The 18,406-nt window shown below is 64.3% G+C and carries 13 protein-coding genes and 3 tRNA genes; 6 read left to right on the forward strand and 10 right to left on the reverse strand.

What is annotated here, in order from left to right:
• The first annotated feature begins 48 nt into the window (after positions 1-48).
• The gene (locus Uis4E_RS01560; RefSeq protein WP_101621511.1) at positions 49-1,278 is read left to right on the forward strand and encodes an acetate/propionate family kinase; all 1,230 of its coding nucleotides are present in this window, start codon (positions 49-51) and stop codon (positions 1,276-1,278) included.
• A 151-nt stretch (positions 1,279-1,429) separates the two neighbouring features.
• Here the strand turns inward: Uis4E_RS01560 and aroA are convergent, their stop codons facing one another.
• The 3 genes from aroA to Uis4E_RS01575 form a co-directional block, all read right to left on the reverse strand.
• Entirely contained in the window at positions 1,430-2,767 is a 1,338-nt protein-coding gene (gene aroA, locus Uis4E_RS01565; RefSeq protein ID WP_423734898.1) for a 3-phosphoshikimate 1-carboxyvinyltransferase, read from the reverse strand.
• Positions 2,768-2,824: 57 nt separating this feature from the next.
• Positions 2,825-3,976, reverse strand: a complete 1,152-nt coding sequence (locus Uis4E_RS01570) for a hypothetical protein (RefSeq protein ID WP_101621514.1) — start codon at positions 3,974-3,976, stop codon at positions 2,825-2,827.
• 152 nt (positions 3,977-4,128) lie between these two features.
• Positions 4,129-5,298, reverse strand: a complete 1,170-nt coding sequence (locus Uis4E_RS01575) for an ABC transporter permease (RefSeq protein ID WP_133125371.1) — start codon at positions 5,296-5,298, stop codon at positions 4,129-4,131.
• A 72-nt stretch (positions 5,299-5,370) separates the two neighbouring features.
• On the opposite strand from Uis4E_RS01575, the gene Uis4E_RS01580 reads away from it, so the two are divergent.
• The 4 genes from Uis4E_RS01580 to Uis4E_RS01595 all read left to right on the forward strand — a co-directional run bounded on the left by Uis4E_RS01580 (position 5,371) and on the right by Uis4E_RS01595 (position 7,893).
• A tRNA-Pro gene (locus tag Uis4E_RS01580) sits at positions 5,371-5,444 on the forward strand.
• A gap of 375 nt (positions 5,445-5,819) precedes the next feature.
• A complete protein-coding gene (locus tag Uis4E_RS01585; protein ID WP_165784804.1) occupies positions 5,820-6,401 on the forward strand; it encodes an Abi family protein in 582 nt (193 codons plus the stop codon).
• Positions 6,402-6,523: 122 nt separating this feature from the next.
• A complete protein-coding gene (locus Uis4E_RS01590) occupies positions 6,524-7,171 on the forward strand; it encodes a hypothetical protein (protein ID WP_101621517.1) in 648 nt (215 codons plus the stop codon).
• A gap of 149 nt (positions 7,172-7,320) precedes the next feature.
• Positions 7,321-7,893, forward strand: coding sequence for a hypothetical protein (locus tag Uis4E_RS01595; protein WP_133125372.1), 573 nt, complete (start codon positions 7,321-7,323; stop codon positions 7,891-7,893).
• 396 nt (positions 7,894-8,289) lie between these two features.
• On the opposite strand, the gene Uis4E_RS01600 is transcribed toward Uis4E_RS01595, so the two are convergent.
• The 6 genes from Uis4E_RS01600 to Uis4E_RS01625 form a co-directional block, all read right to left on the reverse strand.
• Positions 8,290-8,377, reverse strand: a tRNA-Leu gene (locus tag Uis4E_RS01600).
• 218 nt (positions 8,378-8,595) lie between these two features.
• Positions 8,596-10,737, reverse strand: coding sequence for a glycogen debranching protein GlgX (glgX, locus tag Uis4E_RS01605; RefSeq protein ID WP_101621520.1), 2,142 nt, complete (start codon positions 10,735-10,737; stop codon positions 8,596-8,598).
• A 142-nt stretch (positions 10,738-10,879) separates the two neighbouring features.
• Positions 10,880-11,497: an NUDIX hydrolase gene (locus Uis4E_RS01610; RefSeq protein WP_101621522.1), complete on the reverse strand. Its 618-nt coding sequence runs from the start codon at positions 11,495-11,497 to the stop codon at positions 10,880-10,882.
• 4 nt (positions 11,498-11,501) lie between these two features.
• Complete coding sequence (locus Uis4E_RS01615; protein ID WP_101621523.1) at positions 11,502-12,434, reverse strand: Nif3-like dinuclear metal center hexameric protein; 933 nt, start codon at positions 12,432-12,434, stop codon at positions 11,502-11,504.
• Between the two features lie 50 nt (positions 12,435-12,484).
• Positions 12,485-15,319, reverse strand: a complete 2,835-nt coding sequence (polA, locus tag Uis4E_RS01620; protein WP_101621525.1) for a DNA polymerase I — start codon at positions 15,317-15,319, stop codon at positions 12,485-12,487.
• A gap of 33 nt (positions 15,320-15,352) precedes the next feature.
• Entirely contained in the window at positions 15,353-16,144 is a 792-nt protein-coding gene (locus Uis4E_RS01625; RefSeq protein WP_101621526.1) for an ANTAR domain-containing response regulator, read from the reverse strand.
• Positions 16,145-16,329: 185 nt separating this feature from the next.
• On the opposite strand from Uis4E_RS01625, the gene Uis4E_RS01630 reads away from it, so the two are divergent.
• A tRNA-Leu gene (locus Uis4E_RS01630) sits at positions 16,330-16,403 on the forward strand.
• Between the two features lie 74 nt (positions 16,404-16,477).
• Here Uis4E_RS01630 and Uis4E_RS01635 read toward each other — a convergent pair.
• Entirely contained in the window at positions 16,478-18,340 is a 1,863-nt protein-coding gene (locus tag Uis4E_RS01635; RefSeq protein WP_101621528.1) for a SpaA isopeptide-forming pilin-related protein, read from the reverse strand.
• Positions 18,341-18,406 lie beyond the last annotated feature (66 nt).

Consider the following 18,406-nt stretch of genomic DNA (forward strand, 5'->3'; position numbering starts at 1 on the left):
GGAAAGCCGTGTTCCACGGTACGACAACCACAATGGAGGATGCCCACAATGGCGAAAACCGTCCTTGTCATCAATTCCGGCTCCAGCTCGATCAAGTACCAGCTGGTGGACCTCGAGACCGGCGAGGGTCTCGCTTCCGGCCTCGTCGAGAAGATCGGCGAGCCGATCGACGGCCACTACAAGCACGAGTACAACGGCGAGAAGCACGAGCTCGAGGAGCCGATCCACGACCACGAGCAGGGCTTGAAGCGCGTCCTCGGCTTCTTCGAGGAGTACGGCCCGAAGCTGGCCGACGCGGGCATCGTCGCCGTCGGCCACCGTGTCGTCCAGGGCGGCTCCCTCTTCCCGAAGCCGGCCCTCGTCACCGACAAGACCATCAACCAGGTCAAGGATCTGGCCGTCCTCGCCCCGCTGCACAACGGCCCGGAGGCCAAGGGCGCCGAGGTCATGCGCTCCCTGCTGCCGGACGTGCCGCAGATCTTCGTCTTCGATTCCTCCTTCTTCTTCCAGCTGCCGAAGGCCGCCAGCACCTACGCGCTGAACAAGGAGATCGCCGACCAGTACCACATCCGCCGCTACGGCGCCCACGGCACCTCCCACGAGTTCATCTCCTCCGTGGTGCCCGAGGTCGTCGGCAAGCCGGCCGAGGGTCTCAAGCAGATCGTCCTGCACATCGGCAACGGCGCCTCCGCCTCCGCCGAGGTGTCCGGCAAGCCGGTCGAGACCTCCATGGGCCTCACCCCGCTCGAGGGCCTCGTCATGGGCGGCCGCACCGGCGACATCGACCCGGCCGTGGTCTTCCACCTGATCCGCAACGCCCACATGAACGTGGACGAGCTGGACGCCCTGTTCAACAAGCGTTCCGGCATGACCGGCATGACCGGCTTCGGCGATCTGCGCGAGGTCCACCGTCTGGTGGCCGAGGGCAACGAGGACGCCAAGCTGGCCCTCGACGTCTACGTGCACCGCATCGTGAGCTACATCGGCAACTACACCTACCAGATGGGCGGCTGCGATGTCATCACCTTCACCGCCGGCGTCGGCGAGAACGACGACATCGTGCGCAAGATGGTGTGCGACAAGCTCGCCCCGTTCGGCGTGAAGCTGGACGAGGAGAAGAACGCGACCCGCTCCAAGGAGCCGCGCGTCATCTCCACCCCGGACTCCTCCGTCGTCATCGCCGTCATCCCGACGAACGAGGAGCTGGCCATCGCCCGCAAGTCCGCCGCCATCGCCGAGGCCGGCGAGGACACCTACGGCAACACGTTCGCCAAGTGAGTCCATCGCTTGAACGTGTCCGGCGGGTCGCATAGACCATAGCCGGCATGGCATGGGAAGGCCCCTGACACTCCATCGGAGTGTCAGGGGCCTTCCCGTATCCGGTTGCCGCTGGGGCCGTTCCGGGCCGTCCCGGCGGCCGCTCCGACGGCTACTTCCCCAGCAGGCCGCGCCACATGCCCACGAAGTCTGGCAGCGTCTTGCGCGTGGTCTCCACGTCGACGACATGCACGCCCGGCACCGCGAGACCGATCATCGCGGCGAACGTGGCCATGCGGTGGTCCGCGTAGGATTCCATCACCGCGCCATGCAGGTTCCCGCGCGGCACCGGCGTGATCGCGATGCCGTCGGGCAGCTCCTCCGCCTCGCCGCCGATGCGTCGGATCTCGGTGACGAGCGCCTCCAGACGGTTCGTCTCGTGGCCGCGCAGGTGCCCGATGCCGATCATGCGCGTCGGCGCGTCGGCGAACACGAGGATCGCGGCGAGCGACGGCGCGATCTCGCCGGCCGCGGTCAGATCGAAATCGCCGAGACCCCGGATCGCGCCGTCGGACGTGACCTGGCAGTAGCGCACGCCGTCCTCCTCGGGGAAGGTGACGGTCGCGCCCATGCGTTCCAGATAGCCGGGCAGGAGACCGCCCGGCTGCGTGGTCTCGACCGGCCAGTGCGGTACGCGCACGGTGCCGCCGGCGATGAGCGCCGCGCCGAGGAACGGCGCCGCGTTCGACAGATCAGGTTCGACGACGACGCGTTCCGGCAGCTGCAGCCCGCGCGGCGCGACGGTCCACACGCGCGCCGCCTCGTCGGCGGACGCCGCTCCCCCGGCGCCGTTCACGTCGGCGACGGTCATGCGGATGTGCGGCAGGCTCGGCGTCTTCGCGCCCGTGTGCGTGAGCGTGAGACCGCCCGGCAGACGGGAGCCGACGAGCAGCAGTCCGGAGATGAACTGCGACGACCCGGACGCGTCGATGGACACGTGCGCGGATTCGGCGGGAAGCGCGGCGGGCGGCGTGACGGTGAACGGCAGGAAGCCCTCCTCGCCGTGATAGTCGACCGTCGCGCCCAGTTGTTCGAGACCGTCGAGCACCGGCTTCATCGGACGCGCGTACGCCTGCTCGTCGCCGTCGAAGCGCACCGGGGCGTCTGCGAACAGGGCGAGTCCGGGCACGAAACGCATCACCGTGCCGGCGAGTCCGCAGTATACGTCCACGTTGCCGTGGAATCGTCCGTCGGCGGGCGGCGTGACGGTGACGGTCGTTCCAGTGTCCGGGTCGACGGTGCAGGTCACGCCGAGCGCCTCCAATGCGCCCATCATCAGTTCGGTGTCGCGCGAGCGCAGCAGGCCGACGAGCGTGACCGGCCTGGACCCCAATGCGGCGAGGACCAGATACCGGTTGGACAGGGATTTGCTGCCGGGGACGGTGACGACGGCGTGCAACGGGCCGTCCGCCTTCGGCGCGGCCCACAGGTTCTTCTGCGATTCGTTCATGCCACCCATCGTATCGGCATCATGGCCGAACCGGGTGGATGCGTCCGCCGGAGCGCGCTACTTGGACTGCGCCTCGTAGCCTTGCTTGAGCGTCGCGTTGAGCTTCTGCAGCAGCGTGGACGGGTTCGCGTTCTCACGCGACTGACGGAGCTTGTCCTGGAAGTCGTTGATCGCGCCCGAGGAGGCGTCGAGGTCGACGAGCTGCGAGGACAGGGATTGCAACTGCTGCGCCTGGTCGGAACCGGATTTGATGGCGGACGGGTCGCCGAGCGCCTTGATCTGCTCGATCACCGAGGCCATCTGGTCGAGCGACTGGGTGAGCGTGCCGGAGAATTCGGAGACGACCTTCGCCTTCGCCTTCGCCAACGGTTCCGCCGACGTGCGGCAGGAGGCGATGTACTGCTCGTACTGGGTGGCGAAGTCGCTGTCGTACACGGTGCCGCTCGGCGTGTTCCCGCACGCGTCGTTCATCGTGGACAACGCCTCCGCGGAATCGGCGAGGTTCGCGGACAGTTCCGCGAACCGGTCGGCCTGACGCACATACGACTCGTAGGCGGCGGAGACGTCCGCGTCCTTGTTGGCTCTGAGATCGGCGAACGAGGCGGCCGATTCGCGCAGCTTCGTCGCCTGCACCTTCAGCCTGCTCACCTTCTGCGCGTCGTACGCGGTGTCCTGCGAGTAGAGGAAGCCGAGCGCGTCGTCGATCGCGGCGGAGGTCTTCTCGTACTGCTGCTGCATGGCGACCGTCTTCTGCGTTCCGGTCGAATAGTCGGAGGCGCGCACCGAACCGAACGGGCGGACGACGACGAGCACGGCGACGAGCGCGACCACCGCGACGACGGCGACCACGATGCCGGCGACGGCGAGCGCCGGCGGGCGGCGACGGGGAAGTTCGACGGGGGCGACGAGCGTGTCGAAGTCGGGGGCTTCGAGCGGGTTGCGGGCGTCGTCCGGACGTGAGGCGGCGTCCGCATCCCGCGCTCCCTCATCCGTCGATGCCGCATCGCGGGCGTCGTCCGTCGTATCGTGCGCATCCGCATCGGCCGTCGTATCGGAGGCATCGGACAGGTTCCCGGCGACGGACGCGGCAGGCGCGACAGCGGATTCCGACGGCGCGTCGGTCATGTCGAGAGGAGGGATGACGGTCGTTTCCTCACCGTGTCCCCGCACGTCCTCGGACGAGTCTTCACCCTGCTTGTCGTCAGCCATAACCTTCTCCCTCTGTCTGGCGGGTGGCGGGAAACGCGGCGCGATACGGCCCATGCGTCCATGCGATTGCGAAAGTCCAGTGTACTTGCGAGAGACGACGGCGACATGTCGCCCATGTCACATGCCGTCGGACGTCTGCCGCATGCCGCGCGTCACCGGTCGGAGGCGATGCGGGACTCGGGCATGCGTTCGCGCCGCTCACGCTGTTCGGCGGTCTGCGCGTGTACGAGCTCCATCGAGACGCGGTCCGCCTCGATGGCGGCGATCTGCCGCGAGAACACGATGAACCAGCCGAGGAACAGCATGCCGGCGAGCGCCTCCACGTTGGTGAGCGTGTTGTGGCCGAGCATCATGTTCCCCCAGAATCCGGCGCACAGGAGCGCCGCCAGATCGGAGCCGACCATGACGACCTTGCTGATGCGCGGGGCGAGCCACGGCAGCATGAGGAACAGGACGAGCATGACGAACGGCAGGCCCTTCGCGCAGATGTTGTGCATGAGGTTGTGCGGCGTGTAGCGGAACGCGCCGATGCCGATGAACGCGAGTCCGGAGATGGTGAGCAGGGCGGACAGCACGGCGATGCGCATGGCGAAGTGCGGGATGTCGTAGCCGTGGTTCGGATCGTCGCGCGTGCGGTCGTGCCACAGGCGCATGAGCCGTTCCGTGGTGACCAGCTCGGATACGGCGAAGTAGCTGACGATGATGACGCATACGCCGGCGAGCATGAGGGTCGAGTTGAACATGGTGGCGGCGAACGTGGTGCGGTCGCCGAGCTGGGAGAAGTTATTGTGGTACCAGTACGGGTCGTCGGTGGTGAGTCCGGCGACGCATACGCCGGAGACGACGAAGAACGGCAGGAGCGAGGCGAGGGTCTTCGCGCTCATCATCTCCGCCTGTACGAACGTCATGTAGCCGACGACGCCGGCGAACGCGGCGCACGCGGACGACATGTAGCCGACGAACAGCGTGCCCATCATCTCGTTGATGGCGCCGAGCAGAGCGAACGTGGAGAGGAACGTGGTGGCCGCGTACACGACGGACAGGGCGAGCGTCTCGAACGTGCGGCGCAACGGCACCAGCCATCCGGCCTTGAGCGTCATCGAACGCGAATGGCTCATGTATCCGGCGCAGAAGGAGATGACGGCGCAGGCGGCGACGATGCCGGAGCATACGGAGAAGCGGCGTTGCGTGACCTGCCAGATGGCGGGCGCGTATTCGAGGTACAGGTTCATGCCGACGGCGCCTGCGAACGCGCACAGGATGAAGGCGACGAGCCCGCCCGTCTCGGCGCGCTGGTGGCGGCCCATGACCATCCGTTCCATGACTCCTCCCGTTCGCGTCACGTCCACCTGTATTGTACAATGACTGATTGTGCCTGCTACGGCGAGGCACGACGGGCTGTAGCGCAGTTTGGTAGCGCGCCTGCTTTGGGAGCAGGATGTCGCAGGTTCAAATCCTGTCAGCCCGACCGCGAATGCTCCGTTCACCCACGGGTGAGCGGGGCATTTTCTCTTTTCCCCCGTCCCGCCATTCCCATGGTGCGGCAACACACAATCTCCATATCGGCGGAAAATGGCCGTTTATAGCGACCGCACCATGGCGATTTCACCGCACCATGGCGATTTCACCGCACCATGGGGTCGCGGCCGGCGCACGACAGCACGGCAACGCCGATAACGCAGACATACGGAAAAGACCCTTGCAAAAAGAGAAATCCCCGGGGTTTCATGATGTTTCGCATGAGTGACGTTCCGGGGCATTCGCCAGTAGTATAGCCAGTATGAGCCCCGAAAGTCAACCCGTTACGCTCGCCGATTTGCAACGATGGTTCTCCATCGAACGCATGGATACCTACGTGCGGTCCGCGCAGGCCACCGGATGCGACGTGGTCGATTTGTATGTGTGGAACGGACGCGTCTCCAAGGCTCTTCTTGAGGATGTCGCGCATGTGGAGGTGCTGCTACGCAACTTCATGTCCGTTCGTCTCGCCAAGGCCTGCGGGCATGACGACTGGTACAGGGACAATACCAGGTTCCGGTTCAACTCGTCGAGGACGAGCCGGTTCGAGAATTCAATCGACGAGATCGAACGTCAGATACGGTACTCGGGCAAACCGGTCACGTCGGGACGCGTGGTCGCCGACATGTCGCTTGGCTCATGGTGCTTCCTGCTCTCGTCCAGACTTGAACAGACCGTGTGGCGGGCGCTTCGCGACCCTGCGAATGGTGGTATGCCGAACTATCCATCCCGCAAACGCGCCGTGTTCGAGAGCCACACCAAGACGATGCGCGACCTACGCAACCGCCTGTCGCATCAGGAGCACATCGTGCTCGATGACCTTGCCGATGAGCAGCGCTATCTGGATAAGCAGTGCGCCAATCTCGACTGGATTGCCCGCGCCATCGATCCAAAGGCCGCCGACTGAATCCACAGCCAATCACGGGTGGCTGAGCTACGCAAGCTACGTCCTCATCGCTCGGCATCGAATTAATGACATACAGTGACCACGATTCCAATAATCACAAGGGCTTTGATTATGATCGAGGCATGTCCACCACGATTGATGTGTATCCGACGACGGATTACCTGCCCTTGGTCGAAGAGACGAGGAGCCGCACCCAAGAGCTCTATCAACAGCTGCTCGACCGATACGGAATCCACAGCACCGTGGAGGTGAAGGCTTTCTATCCCCGTAAGCCCGGCGAAGAGCTGCGGTACGTGGATCCGGCTACGCGCTGGAAAGTGGAGATGGATCTCGGCTTCGCATATCTGATCAACGGCAAGTGGCGGGCGAGTTCATGGCCGTCGCTGTGGGAACGTTCTCGAATCGATCAGCCGTGGGTCGACGACTACATACAGTCCGGCGGAGAGGAAGGGTATCCGCCGTCAATGCTGGGCGAATGCTGGCCTATCGAAGCCGACGAATTCGACCTGCCACTATCCGATGAGGACATGAGGCTGTTGAATGCACAACCACACATGTGGCATGACATACGGAACTTCTCCGGCCCGGCCGTCTCCTCGACCGGATACGGGTTCGTTGCCGCCGCCCTGGCCGAGGAAACCCATGGTCGGGTAGCATCCTACGATTGCGCATTTCCATGCAGGGGCCACAACGGCGAAACCGCCGAACAATTCCTGACATGGTGGGGTGCCGAGCAAATGAACTTCTACGGCAAAGAACCCTTCCTGTGACACGTACAGATTGTCACTGGTACATGGCCGACAGCACCCCTCTCAGTTCTTCCTCCCACAATCGGCGCACCGCCTCTACAATTACCTAGGCAAAATTGATACGAAGTGACGAAACTCTATCTTCGATGGACATAGGCGAGGAATTAATCATGGACGAAGCCACGGCTGAAAAGCTTGCAAAAGCGGCTTATCCGGATTGGGACATATGCGGCGCCGCCGAGAATGATCTGGCATACGTATTCTTGGGTGATTATTACGATGGTGAGACAGGTGCGCTATCCCACATCGCCGTCGATAAGAGCAATGACTCAGTTCATCTACTGGTGCCTGGCACCGCGGAAGACAAGCGGTACTGGCCAATCGACACGAAGATTCTCTGGACGCTATTCTACGAACCCGGCTACGAGAAGACGGAACGAGGATGGCGGCCACAGCAAACGAGGTATACGGAAGACTTAGGCGGCAAGATTGAAGAAATCCTGATGTCCATCTTGCGAAGAGAAGGCCTGGACGATGTCATCGTCCAGGCCATGGATTGCATCAATCATAATGAATGGGATGTCGGCATTAGCATCGGCTTCGAAGCACTATTGCACAGACGCATCAAGCTGGAGCCGGAGTCTTTGGACGTTTTCGGCAGATTCGCACGCCAGTATGCAAGCAATGATGGTTATCTGGAAGATGACTTCCTGGAACAATACGAAAACTTCAAGAATCTGTGAACCGGTCCATAGCGGTGCCTCAGAAAAAAGAGAACACCCAGTGCATCACGGCTAAGTCCGTACGGAGAGGCCCTTTGGTGGAATCCACGGGATACAGTAGTGGGCTATGAGCCGACAGCCAAATCCAATAGCCGATTGCTTTCTCTCGCGGACACCCGTAAGGGAAGCCCACAAGAAAGAGCGCCCCGCCATTCCCATGGTGCGGCAACACACAATCTCCATATCGGCGGAAAATGGCCGTTTATAGCGACCGCACCATGGCGATTTCACCGCACCATGGGGTCGCGGCCGGCGCACGACAGCACGGCAACGCCGATAACGCAGACGTTTGGGTCCGATAGCCCAGACATACGGAAAAGACCCCGGGTTCCTTGGGGAACCGCGGGGTCTTGCCGGTGTCCGGGATGAGACTTGAACTCACACGCCTGTATAAAATAGGCACTAGCACCTCAAGCTAGCGCGTCTACCATTCCGCCACCCGGACAGGTGTTGTCTTGGCAACGAGTGAATACATTACCAGAACATGACGAGTCGTCAAATCCGCGACACGCCGATGAACAGGAGCGGGGAACCGCGGCGCACCGTAGGCAGGCATGGCCGGCCGACCTCGGAGCGGCGGCATCCGCCGCCCCGAGGTGCCCGCCGCCGATGCCACGCCCGCCGCTCCCGAATCTCACCGGCGGCGTGCCGCCGCCAACACCGTCAGAAGTTGCGCGGCTGCTTCGGCTTCTGCGCGCTCATCAGCAGCATGAAGCTGCGCGACTGCGCGGTGATCGCGAACCCGGCCTCGTAGTTGAGCACGGGGCCCTTCGGGTTGTGCGTGTCGACGACGAGCTTCCACTTACGCCCGTATCGCTCGTCCGGCAGCGTGAACTGGATGGGCTCGTAGTGGGCGTTGAAGATGAGGATGAAGTCATTGTCGACCATCGGATTGCCGTAGTAGTCGAGTTCGGGGATGTCGGACCCGTTGAGGTACACCATCATCGAGAACGCGTGCGTGTTGTGCCAGTCCTCCATGTCCATGATGGAACCGGTGTGGTCGAACCATTCGACCTGCGGGATGGTCTCCGTGTCCTCCCCCGGCTCGCGCCCGGAGAAGAAGCGGCGCCGGTGGAGCACCGGATGCTCGAGACGCAGATGGATGAGCTTCGAGACGAACTCGAACATGTCCTTGCGGGTCTCGTCGAGATCCCAGTCGGTCCACGAGATTTCGTTGTCCTGGCAGTAGGCGTTGTTGTTGCCCTGCTGGGTGCGTTCGACCTCGTCGCCGCCGCAGATCATCGGGATGCCCTGGCTGACGAGCAGCGTGGAGAACATGTTGCGGATCTGGCGTTGGCGCAGCTCATTGACGTCGCGGATCGTGGTCGGGCCTTCGACGCCGCAGTTCCACGAGCGGTTGTTGCTTTCGCCGTCGCGGTTGCCCTCGCCGTTCGCCTCATTGTGCTTGCCGTTGTACGAGACAAGGTCGTTGAGAGTGAAGCCGTCGTGCGCGGTGATGAAGTTCACCGAGGCGACCGGGCGTCGGCCGTTCATCTGGTACAGGTCGGACGAGCCCATGAGTCGCGAGGCGAACTCGGGTAGCGTGGACGGCTGCGAGCGCCAGAAGTCTCGCACAGTATCACGGTAACGACCGTTCCATTCGGACCAGCTGGATGGGAAGCCGCCCACCTGGTAGCCGCCGGAGCCGAGATCCCACGGTTCGGCGATGAGCTTGACGCGGCTGATAATCGGATCCTGTTCGACGATGTCGAAGAACGCGGAGAGCTTGTCGACCTCCTGGAACTGGCGGGCCAGCGTGGCGGCCAGATCGAAGCGGAAGCCGTCGACGTGCATTTCGGACACCCAGTAGCGCAGCGAGTCGGTAATGAGCTGCAGGGCGTGCGGCGAGCGCATGAGCAGCGAGTTGCCGGTGCCGGTGGTGTCGAAGTAGTGCCGCTGGTCATTGTCGACGAGACGGTAGTAGGCACGGTTGTCGATGCCCTTGAAGCTCAGCGTGGGGCCCATGTGGTTGCCTTCGGCGGTGTGGTTGTACACCACGTCGAGGATGACCTCCATGCCGGCCTGATGGTACGCCTTGACCATCGACTTGAACTCGTTGACCTGCTGGCCGCGCTCCCCCGCCGACGAATACGCGTTATGCGGGGCGAAGAATCCAATCGTGTTATAGCCCCAGTAGTTCGACAGTCCCTTCTCCTGAAGGAAGGAATCGTTGACGAACTGGTGGATCGGCATGAGCTCGATGGTGGTCACGCCGAGCTTCTTGAGATATTCGATGACGGTCGGGTATGCGAGGCCCGCATAGGTGCCGCGGATGTCCGGCGGCACGTCCCTGTTGAGATTGGTCATGCCGCGCACATGCGCCTCGTAGATCACGGAATCGTGGTACGGGATGCGCGGGTGACGGTCGGCGCCCCAGTCGAAGTACGGGTTGACGACCACGGACTTCATGGTGTGCCCGGCCGAGTCCATGTCGTTGAGCAGGCCGTCATTGTCCGGATCGGAGAACCGGTAGGAGAACAGGCTCTCGTCACCGTCGATGTTGCCTTCGATGGCTTTCGCGTAGGGGTCGAGCAGCAGCTTGGACGGATTGCATCTGAGTCCCCGCGACGGATCGTAGGGACCGTGCACGCGATAGCCATAGCGCTGCCCCGGCTGGATACCCGGGATGTAGTTGTGCCAGATGTACGAGTTCTGCTCGGACATCTCGATGCACGTCTCGTTGTCGTCCTCGTCGAACAGGCACAGTTCGACGCTGTCGGCCACTTGGGAGAACAACGCGAAGTTCACGCCGGCTCCGTCGTAGCTTGCGCCGTACGGATAAGTCAAACCTGGTCGTATCTGCATATTCACCAGTATCGCACCTCCATGTGTGGTGAATGGTCACCGTGTATGAACAGTCGGTGATGGTCTGGGTCGGGTCTGTCGAATCACACGAATCTCACGGATTCTTCGGAATCCGACCGATGGCGGTCGAAACCGCCGGAAGTCAATCGTGTTCGGTCAATCGCCGTATCGTCTCGTGCTGGATGGCGATGATCGAATTGGATGCGGTGACGCGTGTGGCGAGCAGTTCGTCCCAGCTCACCCAAGCGGATTCCACGTGCTCGTCCGGGTCGAAGTGCCGGGGCACGCGTTTCCACGCGTCCAGATGGATGACCATGATGTGCGCGAGCTCGTCGGTCATCCCTTCTGACGAATAATAGTCACCGACATGGTCAATGTGCAACCCGGCGTCGCTCGCGGGCGCGACACCGGTCTCTTCGGCGAGTTCGCGCAACGCCGCCTGCCGCACGTTTTCGCCGTCGTCCATGAGTCCGGCCGGCAACCCGTATGCGAAGATGTCGCTGCCCGCGCGGTATTCGCGTTCGATGAGATAGCGGTCCGCGGCTGTGTCGTGCACGAGCATGACGACGCAGGGCGCGTGACGCAGCACCTGTCGGCGGATCGGCACGATGCCGCCGCCGTTCGTGGTCAATCCGATGGTCATATCCTCCACGTGGAAGATAGCGCCGCGATAGACTTCGCGGCGTTCCAGCACCTTCGCCGGCACGTTCATGTCGATGCCGTCGGAGCTGGCGTCGAGGATGTCGCGTTCGTCGGCCATCGTCTCACCTCCCCTCCGTCGTCATGTCCGTCGTCGCGTCGTCGCTCCGGTGGAGCGACAGCGTCCACGGATCCGTGTTGCGGCGGATCCAGTTCGTCGCAGGCCGCTCGCCGAACCGTCGTTCGAGCGCGTCGGCGATGTCGTCGACGGCGTAACGGAACCACATCGATTCGATGGCCGAGTGCGGCGTGTTGACGAGGCTGGGGCGCGCATGCGCGTCGCCCATTCCGAGCGTGACGCCGGCGGCGCGCATCGAAGCCTCGTACCGCGCCTGCTCGATGGCGTCGGTGGCCGGATGATGGCGCAGGTCGCTGGTCACGTACACGTCCACGCCGGCGGCGCGCACCTCGTCGAACAGGGAGTCGCCGGAGCCGGGCAGCACGGCGACGGTCTCGACGGGCGTGTCCGGGTCGCCGCACACCTGCACGCCGAGCGCGGTGTCGATGGGCAGCGCGTCGCACACACGCTGCGCGAACTCACGCAGCGTGACGGGCGACGGCAGACGCCCGACGCGCCCCAGTCCGACCGGACCGGCCGCGTCCGAATCGTCGATCGGCACGAGCGCGCGCTGATCGACGAGACCGAATCCGTCGGCTGCGGCCTCGCCGACGCCGCGCACCGCGCAATCCGCATTGGTGTGTCCCACCCACAGCGCGCATCCGGCGCGGCTGAGACGGTTCACGATCATGCCGCGTGCGCCCAAGCCGGACACCTGGTGCACGGAACGGAAGAACAGCGGGTGATGCGTGACGAGCAGGTCCGCGCTCCACGCCAGCGCCTCGTCGATTACGGCCATGGTCGGGTCGCAGGCGAACGCGATGCGCGTCACCGGTGCCGTGAGGTCACCGACGATGAGGCCGGGTGCGTCCCAGCTTTCCGCGTATTTGAGCGGATACAGCGTTTCGAGCGTCCCGACGACCTGATTGAGGTTCGTCATTCTTCTCTCCTTTCCTTCCACCGACGGCGGGCCGGCGCGGCCGATGCGGATCAGTGCGCGGCGAGCTGCCAGTCGTCGCCGATGCCGGTGGACACGTCCAACGGCACGTCGAGTTCGACGGCGTGCTCCATCGCGTCCCTGACGAGCGAGGTCGCGCGGTCGGCCTCGCCGGGCGCGATCTCGACGACGAGTTCGTCGTGGATCTGCAGGATGATGCGGCTCTTGAGTCCACCGTCCCGCAACGCCGAATCGGCATGGATCATCGCGATCTTCATGATGTCGGCGGCCGTCCCCTGGATGGGCGCGTTGAGCGCGGCGCGTTCGGCGGCGTCGCGCACGTTGCGGCTGGTCGACTTCAAGCCCGGGAAGTAGCGGCGGCGGCCGAACATGGTCTCCGTGTAGCCCTTGCGGCGGGCCTCGGCGACGCATGATTCGAGATAGTCGTGCACCTTGCCGAACGTGGCGAAGTACTTGTTCTTGAGTCCCTCCGCCTCGCCGGGGCTGATTTTGAGCTGCTGCGAGAGGCCATACGTGCTCAGCCCGTAGGCGAGACCGTAGCTCATGGCCTTCACGTGGCCGCGCTGGTCGGAGGTGATCTCGTCAACGGGCAGCTGGTAGACGAGGCTCGCCACGTAGCGGTGGAAGTCGGCGCCGCTTCGGAACGCCTCGATGAGCGCCTCGTCGCCGGACAGGTGCGCCATGATGCGCAGCTCGACCTGCGAGTAGTCGCAGCTCATCAGCGACTCGTAACCCTCCCCCGGCACGAACGCGGACCGGATCTCGCGACCGGCCGCGTTACGGTTGGGGATGTTCTGCAGGTTCGGGTCGACGGAGCTCAGACGCCCGGTGGCGGCCACGGTCTGCTCGAACGTGGTGTGGATGCGTCCGTCTGCCGGGTTGACCGCATCGATCAGCGTGGCGACGATCTGCTTCAGCTTGTTGGTCTCGCGGTGACGCAGGAGGGCGCCGAGGAACCCGCTGGCGCGGTCGTCATCGGCGTTGCGCACGTACAGGGTCTGCAGCGCGTCCGCGTTGGTGGTGTACGAACCGGATTTGGTGCGTTTCGTCGGCTTCAGGCCCATGTCCTCGAACAGGACCTTGGCGAGCTGCTTGGGGCTTTGCAGGTTGACACGCGATCCGGCGTTCTCCCAGGCGATGCGCTGTGCCTGCTCGGCGTCGGCCGCGAAGCCGGCGCGCATGTCCTCCAGACGGCGTTCGTCGACCTTCGCGCCTTCCGCCTCCAGCCCGTACAGGACGCGGGAGACGGGCAGCTCGATGTCCGTCAGGAGCTTCGACTGCCCGTCGGCGGCGATGCGCGGCCTGAGTTCGCGGGAGAGCGCGGCGACGATGGCCGCGTCGCGCAACGCGCCCCGGTCGGGTTCCGCGCCGTCGGCCGTGTCTGCGGCCGCGCCGTCGGCGGTCTCGCCGGCGTCGATGTCGAGCAGGCCCTGCGTCGCCTCCTCCTGCTCCTCCAGATGCAGGTCGAGGAACTGGGCGGCGGCCTGTTCGAGCGTGTCCGCGTGGAAGTCGGGTTTGATGAGGTAGCCGGCGAGCTTCGTGTCGAACGCGGGCGCCGGCAGCGCGATGCCGGCGGCGGCGAGCAGGTGCAGATGCTCCTTGTAGCCGTGGACGGTCATCGTGTCCGCGTGCGCGTCTACCGCGTCGCGCAATGCGTCGACGGTCGCGTCGTCCGCCAACGCCGTCTTGTCGACGACGACGGCCTCGCCGCCGGCGAGCAGGACGACGGCGTCGACCGCGGCGCGGCCCGGTCGCGCGTCGCCGGACGCGTACAGCACCCAATCGGACGCGTCGTCGGATGCCGTTCCATCGTCCGTCTTTCCGTCGGCTGCGGGCAGGTGGCGTTCCTCCCATGCGCGCAGGGACGTGGCGTCCGTCGCGTGTTCCGCGTGAGGCATGTCGAGCGTCGCGGAATCGTCGGCGGCGGGTGCCGTCGCGCCGGACGGGAGCACGGGCGCGACGCCGTTGTTGAACGTCTTCAGCAGGCGGCTCTTGGTGCGCGAACCGAATTCGAGCTTGGTGAAGAGGGCGTCGAGACGTTCCGCGTCGATGCCGGAGAACGTGAGGTCGTCGACGGTGACGCCGAGGTCGACGTCGCGCACGAGCGCGTTGACCTTGCGGTTGAGCATCACCTGGTCGATGTTGGCGCGCAGCGCCTCGCCCTTCTTGCCGCCGATCTCGTCCGCATGCTCGCGGATCGCGTCGAGCGAGCCGTACTGGTTGATCCATTTGGCGGCGAAGCCGTCGCCCACGCCGGGCACGCCGGGGATGTTGTCCGCGGTCTCGCCGCGCAGGGCCGCGAGATCCGGGTACTGCTGCGGCGTCACCTTGTATTTGGCGACGACCGCGTCCGGCGTCATGTGCTTCAGGTCCTTGAAATGATGGCCCGGGTAGAGCACGGTGATGTTGTCGTCGATGAGCTGGAACGCGTCGCGGTCACCGGACAGGACGAGCGTATGGTAGCCGGCCTGCTCGCCCATCGTGGCGAGCGTGCCGATCACGTCGTCGCCCTCGTAGCCGGGTTTCTCGATGTAGGTGACGCCCAGCGCGGCGAGCATCTCCTGGATGAGCGGCAGCTGGGTGAGCAGTTCCTCGGGGGCCGCGTCGCGCGTGCCCTTGTATTGGGGCAGCAGCTCGTTGCGGAAGGTGCCGCCCTTCACGTCGAAGGCGACGGCGAGATGGTCGGGCTTCTCCGAGTCGATGACCTGCGAGAGCATCGAGGCGAACCCCCAGACGGCGTTCGTGGCCTGTCCGGAGGAGGTGGAGAAGTTGTCGACCGGTAGAGCGAAGAACGCGCGGAACGCCAGCGAATGGCCGTCTACGACCAGCAGCGTTCCGCGCGTCGGCGTGGATTCGTGTTGCGCCATGTATCCGTGAACGTCCGTTCCTTACGGTCCGGCTCAGCGCTCGTTGCGTTCCGGCTTCGGGTCGCCGTACTTGGCGATGATGGCCATGGCGAGACGCTTCTTCGGGATGCGCTGGTCCATCGAGGTCTTCTGAATCCAACGGAACGCGCCCTGCTCGGAGAAGTCGGCCTTGTCCATGAGCAGGCCCTTCGCACGGTCGACGAGCTTGCGCTCCTCCAGCGTGTCCTGCGCCTTCTGGAGGTCGGCCTGCGCCTTGGCGAGCTCCTCCTTGGTCTCCTTGAGCTTCGCCTCGCTGCGCTCGACGTTGTCGAGCAGGTCGTTGATCTCGGCGAAGCGGCCCATCGCGACCTCGAGGGCCGGGATGAGCTTGGACTCCTCGTACGGCTTGGTCACGTAGGCCATCGCGCCCGCGCCGGTGGACTTCTTGACGAGATCCGGCTGGGAGAAGGCGGTGAGCATGACCACGGGGGCGATGTTCTCGTCGCAGATCAGGCCGGCGGCGGTGATGCCGTCCATGCGCGGCATCTTGACGTCCATGCACACCACGTCCGGACGCTTGGCGCGCGTCAGTTCGACGGCCTCCTCGCCGTTGGCGGCCTCGCCGACGACCTCGTAGCCGTTGTCCTCGAGCATGCCGACGAGGTCCATGCGGTTCACGGATTCGTCCTCGGCGACCACGACGGTGCGCTTGCGGTTCTCGTCCGCCTCGGCCGGGGCGGTCTCCTCACGGGGGGCGGCGGCCTCCTGCGCGACGGCCTCCAGCTCCTCCTCGGTCAGCACGGGCTCCATCTTCGGAGTCTGATCATCGGCGTTCTTAGCAGCCATGCCAGTCCTTTCCTCACAATACAACTATATCCTTGGAGATTTTAACGCATAATCCCGGCGCCCGCCCGCACGACGTGCCCTCCCCTGAACGAAATCGCCACGCGGGGCATGCATCGCGTGCGCGGTATCGCGCCGATGTGCTATATTGTCACGAGTGCCTTACGGCGCCCGCGACGATCGGATACGCCCCCGTATCCCAATTGGTAGAGGAAGCAGCCTCAAAATCTGCGCAGTGTGGGTTCGAGTCCCACCGGGGGCACCTACGGAGAATCCCCCGCAATCATTCACGATTGCGGGGGATTCCTTTACCCCTTTCGGGCACGTTCCGGGCACTTACGCGTGCAGGGCGCGCTTGGTGGCGCGGGACTTCGCGAACACGGTGCCGGCCGCGCCCGCGAGCAGCAGGCCGACCACGGTGAACAGGACGATGCCCGCCGCACCGGTCTTCGGCAGCTCGGTCACGTTGCGCACGTTGATCACCGAGTAATCGGTGATCTCGCCGCCGTTGAGGTCCGCGTTGCCGGAGTCCTGGGAAAGACCGTAGATGTCGGCGTGCTTGAAGTACACGGCCTTGCCGCCCTTGATGGTCACCTCGAACTCGGCATGCACCTGCTGGAGGAATCCGTCGGGCACGCGGGTCTCGGTGACCTTGTACACGCCGTCGGCGAGACCGGTGAACGTGACCTTGCCGTCCTCGTCGGACGTCTGGACCGCGTCGGCCGGGGTGACCGGCACGACCTTGTCGTTCGTATCGTCATCGGCCGCGCTGATGGTGAACTCCGCGCCCGCCAGCGCGGTGCCGTCCGCCGCCTTCTTGACGAAGCCGAACTTGCCGAGCGTGAGCTTGGTCTGGTCGGTGGCCTTCGCGTTGTTGTCGTTGACCTCGACCTTGTTGGTCACGTCGGGCGTATCGCCGTTCTGATCGGGCGTGGCGGTGATCTTCGCGGCATACGTGATCTCCACGTACTTGCCGGCGTACTTGGTCTGATAGTCGGCGGACTGCACCAGCTTGGCGAAATCGAAGTCGAACCATGCGGCGTCATCGGCCGCGCCCTCGATCACCGGGTTCAACGGCTGTCCCTGCTGCGTGGTGGACGTGGTCACCGTGAACGTGGTGTCGCCGGCGGTCAGCGTGGTGCCGTCGCCGGTCTTGTCGCCATTCGCATTGACGTCGTAGATCTTGACCGTGTAGGCGCCCGTGTTGGATGCCACAGGCTGGTTGTCATCGTTCAGGAAGCCGTTGAGGTTCACTTCCTGGCCTGCACCCGGGTAATCCTTCAGGGAGAACTGGTAGTCGGTGAATCCGGTGGTGAACGACGGCAGCTGGGAGCCCAGCGTGTACCGCACGTACTGCGAGTTCGACACGGTGCCGTCCTTGTCGTCGTACGTCTTGACGACCGGGGTCACATGGTTCTTGAAGTCGATGGTGTTGAAGCCGCTGCCGTCCTCCGGCTGCGCCCAGTTCACGATCTTGCCGTCCTTGACATATCCGGAGGCGAGCACGATCGGCGCGGATTGGGTGACGACCTTGCCGCCGACCGTATTGTCGACGTCGCCGCTGTTCTGCTCGGTGCCGTTCTGGATGGTGCTCTTGCTTAAACCCTGATCATTCACATCGGCGTTCTTCACCGTATCCACGAACAGGTAGACGCCCGCAGGCAGTCTGACCCAACGGTTCTTGTATCCGTGGCCCTCCTGCGAGGTTCCGCCATCATACGTCGGCCACGTGATGGTCTTGAAGTTCGTCGCGTCACCGGTGACCTTCGCATCGGCGGCGAGCGCGTCCGCGAAGTTGCGGGTGGAACCGATCCACGGCGCGCCGGTCTCGTTGTCCAACGCGCCCTGCTGCAGCGCCCACGCCATCAGATCGGTTCCGCTGTCGGCTGACGGGACCTGACCGTCAAGCTTGGTGCCCTTGACCGCGGCATCCAGTGCGGATTTGATCGCCGTCTTGTCCGCAGTCGGCGTCGTCTGCACGCCGAAAGGACCCGACGTGGTGTAATCCACATAATCGGCGAGCTTATAGTACTTGACCTCGCGATTCGCCCACTGATCGGCGTCGTCGGCCATGAACTGGAATACGACGTCGGTGTCGATCACCCGAGACGCGGCATTCGCGGTACCGGCACCGAACGCCATGCCTCCGAGCAGCGTCGCCGCCGCCGCGAGACCCGCGAACAGTTTCCTCATCCTCATGAGATGATTCCTTCCTTCCTTGGTTTCCTCTATGAATGGTTACGGTCTGTAAGGTCGGGCCGACTA

The sequence above is a fragment of the Bifidobacterium parmae genome, from assembly GCF_002860365.1.
Taxonomy (GTDB): Bacteria; Actinomycetota; Actinomycetes; order Actinomycetales; family Bifidobacteriaceae; genus Bifidobacterium; species Bifidobacterium parmae.